The organism is Allobosea psychrotolerans (assembly GCF_002917105.1).
Taxonomy (GTDB): Bacteria; Pseudomonadota; Alphaproteobacteria; order Rhizobiales; family Beijerinckiaceae; genus Allobosea; species Allobosea psychrotolerans.
Map to the genome: position 1 here is coordinate 52602 of NZ_PQFZ01000011.1, position 14588 is coordinate 67189.

Sequence of the window (14588 nt, forward strand, 5' to 3'; positions counted from 1 at the left end):
GGGGAGGGCGCTTTCTCTTAACCGAAGGAGGCACGGGCCGCCGACGAATTATGCGCAACCCCCACTCACTCCCCCTGCAGGCTCGCCCATAATGCGTCTGCAGCCCCGTTGCGGCAGTCGGGGCTGCGGAAGAGCCGGATCTCGATGGGGATGTCGAAGCGCTCCGGCCCGGCCCGAACCAGGCGGGCGCGGGCGAGGTCCTCTTCCGCCAGGGTGAGCGGCAGCCAGGCGATGCCGTGCCCGTCCCGCGCCATGGTCAGCAAGGTCGCGGCCAGGTGCGAGGTGAAGACGGTCGCCATCCCGGCGGCGTCCCGCGCCAGGGCCGTGTCCTGCGCCAGCGCCATCTGGGCCGAGAGGATGCGGCCGAGCCCGGAGGCCTGGCTGTAGGCGAGGAGCCGCGCCGGCCGCTCGCTCGTTCCCGGGAGCGGCCAGAGGGGGCGCTCTTCTGCATTCGGCGCGCAGAGCGGTACCAGCACGTCGTCCCCCACCCGGATGCTCGGGAAGCGCTCGGCCTCGAAACGCGTCGGCGCCTGCGCATGATGGTGGCAGAGCAGGAAATGCACCTCGCCGCCCAGCATGATCTGCTCGCAGGCTTCCAGGCTGTCCGAGATCAGGTTGAGCGTGCCGAGCGCCTCGAAGCGCATGTGCCGGCGAATCCAGCCGGGGAAGAAGGTGAAGGAGAGCGCATGCGTTGCCGCGATCGACAGGGCTCCCTTCTCGCGCTCGCCGACGGCCCTGGTCTCGCGCTGCAGCTGCTGCAGGTTGCGCAGCAGGTCCTGGGCGAGGGGCTGGAAATAGGCGCCGGCCGGGGTCAGCGTCGCGCCCTGGGCGCTGCGCAGGAACAGCGGCACGCCGATCCAGTCCTCGAGCGCGCGGATGCGCCGGCTGAAGGCCGGCTGCGTGACGTTTCGAATCTCGGCCGCGCGCGAAAAACTCTTCTGCTCGGCCAGCGCCAGGAAATCCTTCAGCCAATCCAGATCCATGATGCCGCTCGCGCATGGGGTGAACCGATCTTGGCATTGGCCGACCGGCAGGGTCCAGATTTAGAGGACGGCGCATTGCCAGCCCCGAGGGAGACCGCCATGCGCATCGTCGATGTCCGCGAGATCACCAAGCCGATCGCCTCGCCGATCCGCAATGCCTATATCGACTTCTCCAGGATGACGGCGAGCCTCGTGGCGGTGGTGACCGATGTGGTCCGCGAGGGTCGGCGCGTGGTCGGCTACGGCTTCAACTCAAACGGCCGCTACGGCCAGGGCGGCCTCATCCGCGAGCGTTTTCGCGGCCGCATCCTCGAAGCGGCTCCCGAGAGCCTTGTCGACGAGAGCGGCGACAATCTCGATCCCCACAAGATCTGGGCGACGATGATGACGAATGAGAAGCCGGGCGGCCATGGCGAGCGTTCGGTGGCGGTCGGCACGCTCGACATGGCCGTCTGGGACGCTGTCGCCAAGATCGCGGGCAAGCCGCTGTTCCGCCTGCTGGCAGAACAGAAGGGCCGAGAGGCCGATCCCCGGGTCTTCGTCTACGCGGCGGGCGGCTACTATTATCCCGGCAAGGACGACAGCGCCCTGCGAGCCGAGATGCGCGGCTATCTCGACCGCGGCTACACCGTCGTGAAGATGAAGATCGGCGGCGCCGGCCTCGGTGAGGATCAGCGCCGCATCGAGGCGGTGCTGGCCGAGATCGGCTCGCAGGCTCAGCTTGCCGTCGATGCGAATGGGCGCTTCGACCTGGAGACCGGGATCGCCTATGCCAAGATGCTGCGCCACTATCCGCTGTTCTGGTACGAGGAGGTCGGCGATCCCCTCGACTATGCCCTGCAGGCGGCCCTCTCGGAGTTCTATCCCGGCCCGATGGCGACGGGCGAGAACCTGTTCTCGCATCAGGATGCGCGCAATCTCCTGCGCTATGGCGGGATGCGGCCCGACCGGGACTGGCTGCAATTCGACTGCGCCCTGTCCTATGGCCTGGTCGAGTACCTGCGGACGCTCGATGTGCTCGCGCAGTTCGGCTGGTCGCCGTCGCGCTGCATCCCGCATGGCGGCCACCAGATGTCGCTCAACATCGCGGCCGGCCTCGGGCTCGGCGGCAATGAGAGCTATCCCGACCTGTTCCAGCCCTATGGCGGGTTTCCCGACAGCGTTCGCGTCGAGAACGGCCATATCGTGATGCCGGAGCTTCCGGGCATCGGCTTCGAGGGCAAGTCCGACCTGATCAAGGTCATGCGCGAATTGGCGGAGTGAGGCAGCGGGACCGGTGGGCGAGCTGGGGCTGGTAAGGACGCACTGGAACCACACCGTCATTCCGGGGCAGGCCGCAGGCCTGAGCCCGGAACCCAGAACCGATGCGCCCGACATTTGAGGCTCGCCATGCGAGCGCCTCATGGAGATCCCGCATCGGCTCTGGGTTCCAGGCTCGATCCTTCGGATCGCCCCGGAATGACGGCGGCACCAGCACAATCAATCCTTGCTGACGACCGTTGGGCTTGAAGGTGGAGCCGCGACCTTCGGCATCGACCAGGAACTCGTCCAGGTCTCCGTCAGGGTGCGGGATCGCGATTTCAGGAAGAGGCGCAGTTCGGCGGTTTCGCCGGCGGGCAATGTCGCGTCGACGATGGCGCGGAAGCCCTTCGCCGCCGGGTTCGCATCGACGATCGTCGCGGCGATGGCTCCGGCCGTGGTCGATGCGACGATTTCGACGCGCTTGGGGTCGGACAGGTAGTATTCGAGATCGCCATCGCTGAAATCGACGATGAACCGCTTCTTGCCGACGTCCTTGGCTCCGCTATCCTCGGTGTTCGAGCCGTCGAAGCTGTTCCGGACCTGCCCGTAAGGGTGCAGAGCCTTCGTCGTCGAGAGAGCCGAGATGCGATAGCTGAACTGGCTGACTTTCCTGGGTTCGAGCGGGGTGCTCGGCGTCCAGCAGGCGACGATGTTGTCGAAGGCTTCGCCGGTCGTCGGAATCTCGATCAGGTCGACGCGCCCTTCGCCCCAGTCGCCGGCGGGCTCGACCCAGTATCCCGGTCGCGCATGGTACTGCGCTTCGAGATCCTGGTAATGGCCGAACTCACGGTCGCGCTGCATCAGGCCGAAGCCGCGCGGATTGGTGTCGCCGAAGCTCGAGATCCGCAGCGATTTCGGGTTCCGGATCGGCCGCCAGACCCATTCGCCGCCACCGGTTTTAAGCATCAGCCCGTCGGAATCATGGATTTCAGGCCGGAAATCGGTGCGCTGGCCGAGGTCGCCCTCGCCGGCGAGGAACATCGAGGTGAGGGGGGCGATGCCGATGCGGGGGAGCTTTACGCGCGGGATGATCGTCGCCGTCACGGCAACGCTGGTCTGCTGTCCCGGCGTGACGACGAACCGATACGCGCCGGCGACGGAGGGCGAGTCCAGCAGGGCGTAGATCACGAGGTCGGTGCTGTCGCGCGTCGGCTCCTCCAGCCAGAGCGCCCTGAAGAACGGAAACTCTTCCGGCTGCTCGCCACCGACATCCAGCGCCAGGGCACGCGCCGACAAACCATAGCGATGGCCGCGCCCGATCAGTCGAAAATAGCTCGCGCCGAGAAAGGCGATCAGCTCGTCCTGCACGTTCAGGGCGTTCAGCGTCGTCGTCACGGCAAAGCCGGCGAAGCCCAGCGCAGGTGAGAGCTGCTTGGGAACGGGAACCTTGCCGTATTCGAACAGGCTCGTGGTGAAGGCGAGCGGGATGGCGCTGCCATCCTTGATGACGTGCAATTGCACCGGCTTGTCGTGAAGAAACCCGAGATGGAAGGGATGGAGCCGGAAGTCGGAGCCGCTGTCCCGCCAGAACGCCTTTTCCCTGCGGAAGCGGATTTCCCGGTAGCTGTCATAGGTCAGCTTCGACAGCTCCGGCGGTATCGTCAGCCCCTCGGCATCGAAGGCGCGCTCGCCCAGCGCCCGCGCCTGTTCGACGACGTCGTCATAGCTGAACGGACTGCCGCGCGGCGAGGCCGGCGTCGCCGCCGCGCCGGGCTGGGCTGTGGCGAACAGGCCTGTCGATGCGAGCATGGCCAGGGCCGTGCGGCGCGAAGGCAGCTGCCCGGCATGGCGATCGGGCGCCATGGCGTGCGCGCTCTCCGCAGCCATCGATGCGTCTCCTGCTCGGATCATGCCGGTGCGGCGAGAGTCGGTCATGGCGCGTAGGGTGACGGAACGATCACACGTATCTTACGGACAGGGGCGATCACGGTTTTCGTTTCGACGGCTTGCGGTGAGGCCTGGTCGAGAGGCCTGGCGAGAAGCAGATCGATCTCTGGCTTTTCGCCGAGGACGACGGACACCCGCGTGTCTTCCCCCGCCGGGCGTTGAGCCTGCGCATGAGCCAGGTCCCCAGCAGCCAAGCCCGCAGCGACCACCATCGCCGCCAGCGCTCCGGCACATCTTATTCGCATTTTCATTGTCGATCCGCCCAGTGATGCCTTGTGCATTGTGAACCGGTCAGCGCCGCTAAAGTTCCTCTGTCTTGGGCGGGGCGGGCTGTCGGAGCCGGCAATTGCGAGGGCCGGTTTCGATCCTAGGCAGAACCTGCGGGCTCAGCTCGCGCGCGCGATCGAAGCGCTAATTCTTCCAACGCGCCGGAAGCGAACGACCAATTGCCAGCATATTGCGGGCCTTGAATTTGGATAATGTATCGCCCCTTGCGCCTCCCAAGTTGAGAGCCTGAGATATGAGTGACCTCGACGCGGTGATTGGGAAGAACGGCGCCGTCGGCTTTTGACATGCGCAACAGAGTCTCTGGATAGAGCCGATCCGACGTGATGGCCTTCCCTAGTTCGGAAAAAACCGTGCGGACGTGCTCCGGCCAAGAGTCTAGCGGGAAACGCTGAAGCGCCATCGAATGCTTGCTCGGTGCAGCGACCGTTGGATGCTCAGAATAAACGGAAGCTGTCGATCGACAACTTCCGCTCCCTACGCCAGAGCTGCCATCGCAAGCAATCCAGCTGATTGGTCGGGTCGGCCCAAAACCGACGCCTGATCTCACACCCCGAACTGCGTCCGCCAGGCCGCGATGTCCTCCAGCGCGACGTTCGAGCCGCAAAGCACGAGGCCGACCCGCTCGCCCGGCTTGAACTTGTCCTTGCTGGCGATCGCGGCGGCGACGACGCAGGCCGCCGCCGGCTCGAGCAGGACGCGGCCGTTCTGCAGCACCCAGACGATCTCGCGCACCGCCTCGAGATCGGGCACGACGACGATGTCCTCCAGGAACTGCCGCGCCGCCGCCATCGTCCGTTCGGTCGCGAAGGGGGCGTTCAGCGTGCGGGCGATCGAGGTCGGGCGCAGCGGCACGGGCTTTCCCGCCGCAAGCGCCTGCGTCATCGTCGTGGCGCCTTCGGTCTCGACGCCATGGATGCGCACGGCCGGGTCGAGCCCTTTCAGCGCCGCGCCGACGCCGGCCGAGAATCCGCCGCCGCCGATCGAGATGAAGACATGGTCGAGCCGCCCGCTGGCGTCGCTGGCGAGTTCGAGCCCAAGCGTCCCATGGCCGGCGATGATGGCGGGATCGTCGAAGGAATGGATGTTGGTCATGCCCTGCGCGGCATAGTCGGCCGCCTTGGCGAAAGCCTCGATCGCGTCCTCGCAGAGCTCGACCTCGCCGCCGGCGCCCTTGGTCAGCGCGATGTTCAGCGGCGCGACGTCCTTCGGCATCAGCACGAGCGCGCGTGCGCCCATCGCGCGGGCGACCATCGAGACGGCGATGGCGTGGTTGCCGCCCGAGACCGTGACGACGCCGCGCGCGAGCTCCACCTCGCTCATGCCCATCAGCTTGTTGAAGCAGCCGCGCACCTTGAACGAGCCGCCAAGCTGCAGCGCCTCGACCTTGACCACGGTCTCGACCCCGAGCCGGGCCGACAGGCCCGCGCTGTGATAGGTCGGGGTGCGCCGGATCTTGCCGGCGATCCGGGTCGCTGCGGCCTGGATGTCTGCGAGGGTGACGTCGAAATTCATGGGCATCCGCCTTTTTGCTGGGCTGCTGCCGTTATAGGCGATCAGCGGCTGCGGGCGAGGGGGCATTTGCAGGTCGCTCACGCACTGCACGACTGAGCCGGCGCGTCGGTGCGCGGCCGGCTTGCCACGAGCGGCCACGCGCCAAGCCATGCAAAGATCACGCGGATGGCTCCGATTCGGCCGGGATAATCATGGACCCCGGAGCAGAGCCGGATTCGGGGAAAACCATGTCTCGGCGCGCTTTCATTATCGGTGGAACCGGCCAGATCGGCCGCGCGGTTGCCGATGAGCTGCTCACGCATGGCTGGGAAGTGATCCTGTCCCATCGCGGCCACCGCCTGCTTCCCGAGGAGATGGCGGCGAGGGGGGCGAAGCAGGCCGTGCTCGATCGCGATGAGCCGGGAGCCCTGGCGCGCGCGCTCGCAGCGGGCGCGGATGCGGTCATTGATACGATCGCCTATACGGACGCGCATGCCGACCAATTGCTCGAGATCGAGCGGAGCACCGGCGCCTTCGTCGTCATCTCGTCCTGCAGTGTCTATTGCGACGCGGCCGGCCGGACGCTCGACGAGGCCCGCACAGGTGGCTTTCCGGACCTGCCCTTGGCCATGACGGAAGACCAGCCGACGGTCGATCCCGGTCCAAAAACCTATTCGACCCGCAAGGTCGCGCTGGAGCGCCGCCTGCTCGACCATGCCAGGCAGCCGGTGACGGTCCTGCGGCCATGCGCCATTCACGGCCCGCATTCCGTGCATCCGCGCGAATGGTGGTTCGTCAAGCGCATGCTCGATGGGCGAGGCGCGATCCCGCTGGCCTATCGCGGCGAGAGCCGGTTCCACACTTCGGCTGTCGTCAATCTCGCCGCTTTGGTTCGCAGGGCGCTGGAGGTTCCCGGCACGCGCATCCTCAACGCGGCGGATCCCTCGCCACCGACCGTCGCCGAGATCGCGACGACGATCGCGGGCCATCTCGATTACCGAGGGCGGCTGCTGCCCGTGGACGACGACAGTTATCCGCCGCTGATCGGGGCGACGCCATGGTCGGTTCCCGCGCCGTTCACGCTCGACACCAGCGCTGCTCTCGCCTTGGGCTACAGGCCCGTCGCGACCTATCGGGACGCAAGCAAGGCCGCCTGCGACTGGCTGGTGAAAACCGCGCCCGCCGATTGGCGAGAGGCATTTCCCGTTCTGGCCAGCTATGCGCGCGATCTCTTCGATTATGCCGGCGAGGACGCCCATTTCGAGCGGGTCTCGCCGGGCAGGACCTGATCCCTGCGTCGGGCTCGGCCCCGCCCGCCGCGGCGCATGATTGACCCGGCGCTCCAGCAGCGTAGCCTGCCGGCACGAAACCTGCCTCTCGCCCGACCTTTGGAGACTGTGACCCGTGACCCTGACGCCTAAGGAGATGCTCGCCAAACTGGTTTCGTTCAACACGGAATCGCAGCGCAGCAATCTCGAGCTGATCCATTTCTGCCGCGACTATCTCGCCTCGCTCGGCGTCGAGAGCACGCTGGTGCCAAGCGAGGACGGAGAGAAGGCCAATCTCTACGCAACGGTCGGGCCGAAGGTCGAGGGTGGCGTCGTGCTGTCGGGCCATACCGATGTCGTGCCGGTCGCAGGCCAGGACTGGACCTCCGATCCCTGGACGCTGACAGAGCGCGACGGCAAGCTTTATGGCCGCGGCGCCTGCGACATGAAGGGATTCGACGCCATCGCGCTCGCCCTCGTGCCGGAGATGCTCAAGGCGCCGCTGAAGCGCCCGGTCCATATCGCCTTGTCCTATGACGAGGAGGTCGGCTGCCTGGGTGCGCGCATCCTGGTCAAGGCGATGGCGGCGGCCGGCATCAAGCCCGCGGCGGTGATCGTCGGCGAGCCTTCGATGATGCAGGTCGTCACCGGCCACAAGGGCGGCACCCGGATGCGCACCACGGTGAAGGGCCATGCCGTCCATTCCAGCCGCGTCGATGTCGGCGTGCCCGCCGTCATGATCGCGGGCAAGCTGATCGAGTGGCACAACCAGACCATGGCGGAGAATAAGGCGCGGGCGAGCAACGAGAACCCCTTCGAGCCGCCTTACAGCACCTTGCATGTCGGGGTCGTCCAGGGCGGCACGGCGGTCAACATCACCGCCGAGCATTGCGTGTTCAGCCATGAGGTCCGCGTCGTTCCCGGCGATGAGGGCGTCGATTTCGTCGGGCGCTACAAGGCCAGGGTCGCCGAGATCGAAGCCGAGATGAAGGCGATCGCGCCCGAGACGGGCATCACCGTCGAGATCACCTCCGCCACGCCGCCGCTCGCCCCGGAGCAGGACGGCGCGGCCGAGGCGCTGTCGCGCCGCCTGACCGGCGATAATGGCAGCCATGTCGTCGCCTACGGCACCGAGGGCGGCCTGTTCCAAGGCGAGGGCTGGTCGACCGTGGTCTGCGGCCCCGGCGACATCGCCCAGGCACATCAGCCCGACGAGTTCATCACGATAGCCCAGCTCGAGGCCGGCACGGCCTTCGTGCGCGGCCTGATCGCCGATCTCTCGCGCTGACCCCAAGGCATGGCCCTTGCATCGCCGGCAACGCAAGGGCGGTGGCCGGGACTCTCAAATAAAAGTTCAATCTGGAACGAAAAGGCGGCGTCAGGCTGGACGCCGCTGCCAGGGCGTCTCTAAGCTGTCGTCTTCTTCGATCGTCTGCCAACGCATGTGGACGGTCGGAAAACCGCTCCCGGGAGGGGTGGGCGTCTTGGAGCTCCGGTTCCATTCGGGGCTCTCAACCAGAGGGGAGCAACCGATCATGTCGTTCAAGACGCATTGCCTTGCCGCTGTCGCCGCCATGGCGCTGATCTGCGGCTCCGCGCAAGCTCAGACCTTGCGCTACGCCAACCAGGGCGAGCTCAAATCGCTCGATCCCTACACCGTCAACGAGACGACGACGCATGCCCATCTCGGCCACCCCTATGAGGGGCTGATCCGGCGCGGCAAGAACCTCGAGATCCTGCCCGGCCTCGCCGAGAAATGGGAGGTCTCGGCTGACGGCCTGACCTGGCGCTTCTTCCTGCGCAAGGGCGTGAAGTTCCATGGCGGCGAGGATTTCACCGCCGACGACGTGGTGTTCTCGGCCGACCGTTCGCGCGCGCCGGGCTCCAACGTCCAGACCCGCGTTCCCACCGGCGCCAAGGTCGTCAAGATCGACGACTACACCGTCGACTTCCAATTGCCCTCGCCCAACCCGATCCTGCATTACCAGTGGGACACCTGGTACATCATGTCGAAGAAATGGGCCGAGGCGAACAACTCGACCCAGCCGACCCCGGCCAACGCCACCACCCCGACCTTCGCCTCGCTCAACGCCAATGGCACCGGCGCCTTCAAGGTCGAGAGCCATCAGCCGGGCGTCAAGACCGTCTTCAAGGTCAACGAGAACTGGTGGAACAAGAACCCGGAGCATAATCTCAAGGAGATCATCTTCACGCCGATCGCCTCGGACGCCACGCGCGTCGCGGCGCTGCTGTCGGGCGAGGTCGACGTGATCGAGCCGGTGCCGATCCAGGACATCCAGCGCGTCAACGCCTCCGGCAACGCCCAGGTGCTGACGGGGCCGGAACTGCGCACGATCTTCCTCGGCATGGACCAGGCTCGTGACGAATTGCTTGAGTCCAGCGTCAAGGGCAAGAACCCGTTCAAGGATGTCCGGGTCCGCCAGGCCTTCTATCAGGCGATCGATATCGAGACGATCAAAAGCCGCGTCATGCGCGGTCTCTCCACGCCATCGCCCCTGATGATCGCGCCGGAACTCTTCCCCAGCACCGGCTTCACCCGCGCCAAGTTCGACAGCGCCGCCGCCAAGAAGCTGCTGGCCGATGCTGGCTATCCCGACGGTTTCGAACTCGGCATGGACTGCCCCAATGACCGCTACGTCAATGACGGCGCGATCTGCCAGGCGGTGGTCGGCATGCTCGCCCGCATCGGCGTCAAGGTGAACCTGAACGCCCAGCCCAAGGGCCAGTATTTCGCCAAGGTGCTGAAGCCCGGCGGCTACAAGACCTCGTTCTATCTGCTCGGCTGGACGCCCGGCACCAGCGACGCCCACAACGTGCTCTTCGACATCATGGGCTGCCGCGACAACCCCGCCTCCTCGCGTGGCGAGTCCAATGTCGGCGGCTACTGCAACAAGAAGCTGGACGCGCTGACCGACAAGATCCTCGTCGAGGTGGACAAGGCCAAGCGCGACGCGATGATCCGCGGGGCCTTCCAGCTCTCGATCGACGATTTCGCCTACATCCCGCTGCATCAGCAGGCGCTGGCCTGGGGCGTCTCGAAGAAGGTCAAGCTGCCGCAGCGCGCCGACAATGCGGTGAACTTCCAATACGCTATCAAGGAGTGAACGGGAGCGCAGTGTTCGAGCTGCGTGTCTTGCCCGTCCGGTTGCCCCACGCGATCGTCATCCCGGACAAGCCGCGCAGCGGCGCTGATCCGGGATCCATCCTAGAGCTCAGACGCCCTTCGATGGATCCCGGATCTCCGCTTCGCTCCGTCCGGGATGACGCGGAGGTTCGGTTGCGAACCATCAAACCTTAGACTTTCAAGGCGTTCATGCTCGCTTTCATCCTGCGCCGGCTCTTCCAGTCGCTCATCGTCATGCTGAGCGTGGCGCTGATCGCCTTTGCGATGTTCCGCTTCGTCGGCGACCCGGTGAACCAGATCGTCTCGATCGACACGCCGCAGGCCCAGGTCGCCGAGATCAGGCGCTCGCTTGGGCTGGACGATCCCTTCCTCGTCCAGTTCGCCCGCTACATCTACAATGCGGCGCGGCTCGAATTCGGCGTGTCCTATCAGTTCCGCCTGCCGGTGATCTCGCTTCTGGGCGAGCGCGCCCCGGCGACGCTGGAGCTTGCCTTCTGTTCGGCGCTGTTCTCGCTCGCGGTCGGCATTCCCATGGGCGTCTATACGGCGCTGAGGCGCGAAAGCCCGCTCGCCAAGCTTTTCCAGGCGATTTCGCTCGTCGGCATCAGCCTGCCGACCTTCCTGATCGGCATCCTGCTGATCTACCTGTTCTCGGTCACGCTCGGCTGGCTGCCTTCCTTCGGGCGCGGCGAGGTCGTCAAGATCGGCTCCTGGTGGACGACCGGGCTCCTGACCGGCTCGGGGTTGAAGGCGCTGATCCTGCCCTCGATCACGCTTGGCCTGTTCCAGATGACGCTGATCATGCGACTCGTCCGGGCCGAGATGCTGGAGGTGCTGCGCGCCGACTACATCAAATTCGCCCGGGCGCGGGGCTTGACGACCCGCGCCATCCATTTCGGCCATGCTCTGAAGAACACGCTGGTGCCGGTCATCACCATCGCCGGCCTGCAGCTCGGCTCGATCATTGCTTTCGCCATCATCACCGAGACCGTCTTCCAGTGGCCGGGCATGGGCCAGCTCTTCCTGCGCTCGGTGCAGAACGTCGATATCCCGATCATGGCGGCCTATCTGATGCTGATCTCCTTTCTGTTCGTCAGCATCAATCTCGCGGTCGACCTGCTCTATGCGCTGGTCGATCCGCGCCTGCGCGCCACGGTCGGCGCGTGAGTGGGGAGGGCGAGAGAATGAGCATGATCCCCCCACCTGCCGCCGCCCCCTCGCGCTGGAGCCGCTTCCGCGACAGCGACATCCTGGCGAGTTTCCTGAAATCGAAGGTGACGATGGTCGCGGGCCTCGTCGTGCTGCTGCTCTTCCTCGGCGCGGCCTTCTCCCCCTGGCTCGCGCCGACCAATCCGTTCGATCCTGCGACCGTCTTCCTGGCGGATTCGATGATCCCGCCCGCCTGGCAGGATGGCGGCGAGGCGCGCTTCATCCTCGGCACCGACGACCAGGGCCGCGACCTCTATTCCGCGATCCTCTACGGCATGCGCGTCTCGCTGGTCGTCGGCGGGCTCGGCTGCCTCCTGGCGGCCTCGATCGGCATCACGCTGGGGCTGCTCGCGGGCTATCTCGGCGGCCGCACCGACGCGTTCATCATGCGCATCGCCGATGTCCAGCTCACCTTTCCGGCGATCCTGATCGCGCTTCTGATCGACGGCGTCGTGCGCGGCGTCTTCCCCAAGGCCTCGCGCGAGGACACCGCGATCTATGTGCTGGTGATCTCGATCGGCTTAAGCTTCTGGGTGCAGTACGCCCGCACCATTCGCGGTTCGACGCTGATCGAGCGCAACAAGGACTATGTCATGGCGGCCCGTCTCGTGGGACTGCCGGCGCCCTTGATCATGCTGCGCCATGTCCTGCCCAACGTCATCGGGCCGGTGCTGGTCATCCTGACGATCAACCTCGCGCTCGCCGTGATCACCGAGGCGACCTTGTCCTTCCTTGGCGTCGGCCTGCCGGCGACGCAGCCCTCGCTCGGCACGTTGATCTCGATCGGCAACAAATACCTGTTCTCGGGCGATTGGTGGATCGTGACCTTTCCCAGCGTGACGCTGGCGGCGCTGGTGCTGGCGGTCAACCTGCTCGGCGACTGGCTGCGTGACGCCCTCAATCCAAGGCTGAGGTGATCATGGCCCCATGCAGCCGCTCGCGTCCGGAGGCCAGATGACCGTCCCCGTCCTCTCCGTCCGCGACCTCACGGTCGAATTCATGGCGCGGCGCGGCACCCTGCGTGCGCTCGACGCCATCTCCTTCGACATCGCGCGCGGCGAGGTGCTTGGCGTCGTCGGCGAATCCGGCGCCGGCAAATCGGTCACCGGCTCGGCCATCATCGGCCTGATCGATCCGCCCGGCCGCATCGCCGGCGGCGAGGTGGTTCTGTCGGGCGAGCGCATCGACAATCTGCCGCCCGACGCCATGCGCAAGGTCCGGGGCAAGCGCATCGGCATGATCTTCCAGGATCCGCTGACGAGCCTGAACCCGCTCTACCGCATCAGCGAGCAATTGATCGAGACGATCCGCACCCATACCGATCTCGATGCGGCCGACGCCCGCAAGCGCGCCATCGCCTTGCTCGACGAGGTCGGCATTCCCGCGCCCGAGCGCCGCATCGACGGCTATCCGCATGAGTTCTCCGGCGGCATGCGCCAGCGCGTGGTGATCGCGCTCGCGCTTTGCGCCGAACCCGAATTCATCATCGCCGACGAGCCGACGACGGCGCTCGACGTCTCCGTGCAGGCGCAGATCATCGCGCTGATCAAGCGGCTCTGTCAGGAGCGCGGCACCTCGGTGATGCTCGTCACCCACGATATGGGCGTCATCGCCGAGACTGCCGACCGGGTCGCGGTGATGTATGCCGGGCGCATCGTCGAGATCGGTTCGGTGCGCGACGTGGTCAAGCAGCCGCTGCACCCCTACGCCAAGGGACTGATGGGCGCGATCCCCTCGCTCGAGGGCGATGCCGAGCGCCTGGTGCAGATCCCGGGCGCGATGCCGCGTCTCCAGGCGATCCCGCCGGGCTGCGCCTTCAATCCGCGCTGCGAGAAGGCGTTCGCGCGCTGCCATGCCGAGCGGCCCGAACTGGTCCAGCTCGGCGATCGCCAGGTCGCCTGCCATCTCTACGACCAGCCGCAATCCTCGCGGGACAAGGCGGGGATCGCAGCATGAGCCGAGGTCCTGAATGAGCCAAGGTCCCCCCGAGCGCCCCTTCGTCCAGGCCCGCGACCTGCGCCGCATCTTCGACGTCTCGAAGCCATGGCTCAACCGTGTGCTGGAGCGCGCGCCGCGCCAATATCTCAAGGCGGTCGACGGCGTCTCCTTCGACATACGCCGGGGCGAGACCTTTGCCTTGGTCGGCGAGTCCGGTTCGGGAAAATCGACCGTGGCGCGCATGGTCGTCGGCCTGTTGCCGCCCTCGGACGGCACGGTCTCGATCGCCGGCATCTCGATGAACGATGTCAATGTGGCGCAGGAGCGCCAGCGCCTGCGCCGGCGCATCCAGATGATCTTCCAGGACCCCTATGCCAGCCTCAATCCGCGCTGGCGCGTCGGGCGGATCATCGCCGAGCCGATCCGCGCCTTCGGCATCGTCCATGGCGAGGCGGACATCACCGGCCGCGTCGGCGAGTTGCTGACGCTGGTCGGCCTGCATCCCGACGACGCCGGGAAGTTCCCGCATGAATTCTCCGGTGGCCAGCGCCAGCGCATCGCGATCGCCCGCGCGCTCGCCGCCAATGCCGAGTTCATCGTCTGCGACGAGCCGACATCGGCGCTCGACGTCTCGGTCCAGGCCCAGATCCTCAACCTGATGCGCGATCTGCAGCAGAGATTCGGGCTGACCTATCTGTTCATCTCGCACAACCTCGCGGTCGTCAGGCACATGGCGACGCGCATCGGCGTGATGTATCTCGGCCGCCTCGTCGAGGTCTCGGAGGGCAAGCAGCTCTTCTCGCATCCGCGCCATCCCTATACGCGCATGCTGCTCGACGCGGTGCCCGACCTCGCCATGGTCGGCAAGGCGCGCGAGGGTGTGAAGGGCGAGATCCCCAATCCGATCAGCCCGCCCTCGGGCTGCACCTTCCACCCGCGCTGCCCCCTGGTCTTCGAGCGCTGCCGCATCGAGAGCCCGCCGGTGATCGACGGGGTGGCCTGCCACGCGGTCAATCAGGGCCGCATTGCTGCGGCTTGAACTGGGATCTTCCGCACGGCCTCTCCCGTCATTGCGAG

11 protein-coding genes are annotated in these 14588 nt (G+C 66.3%); 8 read left to right on the top strand and 3 right to left on the bottom strand.

Annotated features, from left to right (window positions below):
- Positions 1 to 65: 65 nt before the first annotated feature.
- Complete coding sequence (locus tag CYD53_RS18320; RefSeq protein ID WP_103719527.1) at positions 66 to 983, bottom strand: LysR family transcriptional regulator; 918 nt, start codon at positions 981 to 983, stop codon at positions 66 to 68.
- Between the two features lie 99 nt (positions 984 to 1082).
- Here CYD53_RS18320 and CYD53_RS18325 point away from each other — a divergent pair, with 99 nt between their 5' ends.
- On the top strand, positions 1083 to 2246 hold the full coding sequence (locus tag CYD53_RS18325) for a mandelate racemase/muconate lactonizing enzyme family protein (RefSeq protein ID WP_103719528.1): 1164 nt from the start codon (positions 1083 to 1085) through the stop codon (positions 2244 to 2246).
- Positions 2247 to 2462: 216 nt separating this feature from the next.
- On the opposite strand, the gene CYD53_RS18330 is transcribed toward CYD53_RS18325, so the two are convergent.
- Both CYD53_RS18330 and CYD53_RS18340 read right to left on the bottom strand, forming a co-directional pair.
- On the bottom strand, positions 2463 to 4112 hold the full coding sequence (locus CYD53_RS18330; protein ID WP_245928310.1) for an OpgD/OpgG family glucan biosynthesis protein: 1650 nt from the start codon (positions 4110 to 4112) through the stop codon (positions 2463 to 2465).
- An 891-nt stretch (positions 4113 to 5003) separates the two neighbouring features.
- On the bottom strand, positions 5004 to 5972 hold the full coding sequence (locus CYD53_RS18340) for a threonine ammonia-lyase (RefSeq protein ID WP_181011929.1): 969 nt from the start codon (positions 5970 to 5972) through the stop codon (positions 5004 to 5006).
- A 227-nt stretch (positions 5973 to 6199) separates the two neighbouring features.
- On the opposite strand from CYD53_RS18340, the gene CYD53_RS18345 reads away from it, so the two are divergent.
- The 7 genes from CYD53_RS18345 to CYD53_RS18375 all read left to right on the top strand — a co-directional run bounded on the left by CYD53_RS18345 (position 6200) and on the right by CYD53_RS18375 (position 14550).
- Positions 6200 to 7240: an NAD-dependent epimerase/dehydratase family protein gene (locus CYD53_RS18345; RefSeq protein WP_103719531.1), complete on the top strand. Its 1041-nt coding sequence runs from the start codon at positions 6200 to 6202 to the stop codon at positions 7238 to 7240.
- 115 nt (positions 7241 to 7355) lie between these two features.
- Complete coding sequence (gene argE / locus CYD53_RS18350) at positions 7356 to 8507, top strand: acetylornithine deacetylase (protein WP_245928311.1); 1152 nt, start codon at positions 7356 to 7358, stop codon at positions 8505 to 8507.
- Between the two features lie 247 nt (positions 8508 to 8754).
- Positions 8755 to 10344, top strand: a complete 1590-nt coding sequence (locus CYD53_RS18355; RefSeq protein ID WP_103719533.1) for an ABC transporter substrate-binding protein — start codon at positions 8755 to 8757, stop codon at positions 10342 to 10344.
- 209 nt (positions 10345 to 10553) lie between these two features.
- Entirely contained in the window at positions 10554 to 11531 is a 978-nt protein-coding gene (locus CYD53_RS18360; RefSeq protein ID WP_103719534.1) for an ABC transporter permease, read from the top strand.
- 17 nt (positions 11532 to 11548) lie between these two features.
- A complete protein-coding gene (locus CYD53_RS18365) occupies positions 11549 to 12490 on the top strand; it encodes an ABC transporter permease (protein WP_103719535.1) in 942 nt (313 codons plus the stop codon).
- A gap of 37 nt (positions 12491 to 12527) precedes the next feature.
- Positions 12528 to 13529, top strand: coding sequence for an ABC transporter ATP-binding protein (locus CYD53_RS18370; protein WP_103719650.1), 1002 nt, complete (start codon positions 12528 to 12530; stop codon positions 13527 to 13529).
- Positions 13530 to 13542: 13 nt separating this feature from the next.
- The gene (locus CYD53_RS18375; protein WP_103719536.1) at positions 13543 to 14550 is read left to right on the top strand and encodes an ABC transporter ATP-binding protein; all 1008 of its coding nucleotides are present in this window, start codon (positions 13543 to 13545) and stop codon (positions 14548 to 14550) included.
- Positions 14551 to 14588 lie beyond the last annotated feature (38 nt).

What these genes read in the sequence shown, in the direction of transcription:
- CYD53_RS18320 (WP_103719527.1), bottom strand. Translation starts at nt 983, where the DNA reads ATGGATCTGGATTGGCTGAAGGATTTCCTGGCGCTGGCCGAGCAGAAG.
- CYD53_RS18325 (WP_103719528.1), top strand. Translation starts at nt 1,083, where the DNA reads ATGCGCATCGTCGATGTCCGCGAGATCACCAAGCCGATCGCCTCGCCG.
- CYD53_RS18330 (WP_245928310.1), bottom strand. Translation starts at nt 4,112, where the DNA reads ATGGCTGCGGAGAGCGCGCACGCCATGGCGCCCGATCGCCATGCCGGG.
- CYD53_RS18340 (WP_181011929.1), bottom strand. Translation starts at nt 5,972, where the DNA reads ATGAATTTCGACGTCACCCTCGCAGACATCCAGGCCGCAGCGACCCGG.
- CYD53_RS18345 (WP_103719531.1), top strand. Translation starts at nt 6,200, where the DNA reads ATGTCTCGGCGCGCTTTCATTATCGGTGGAACCGGCCAGATCGGCCGC.
- CYD53_RS18355 (WP_103719533.1), top strand. Translation starts at nt 8,755, where the DNA reads ATGTCGTTCAAGACGCATTGCCTTGCCGCTGTCGCCGCCATGGCGCTG.
- CYD53_RS18360 (WP_103719534.1), top strand. Translation starts at nt 10,554, where the DNA reads ATGCTCGCTTTCATCCTGCGCCGGCTCTTCCAGTCGCTCATCGTCATG.
- CYD53_RS18365 (WP_103719535.1), top strand. Translation starts at nt 11,549, where the DNA reads ATGAGCATGATCCCCCCACCTGCCGCCGCCCCCTCGCGCTGGAGCCGC.
- CYD53_RS18370 (WP_103719650.1), top strand. Translation starts at nt 12,528, where the DNA reads ATGACCGTCCCCGTCCTCTCCGTCCGCGACCTCACGGTCGAATTCATG.
- CYD53_RS18375 (WP_103719536.1), top strand. Translation starts at nt 13,543, where the DNA reads ATGAGCCAAGGTCCCCCCGAGCGCCCCTTCGTCCAGGCCCGCGACCTG.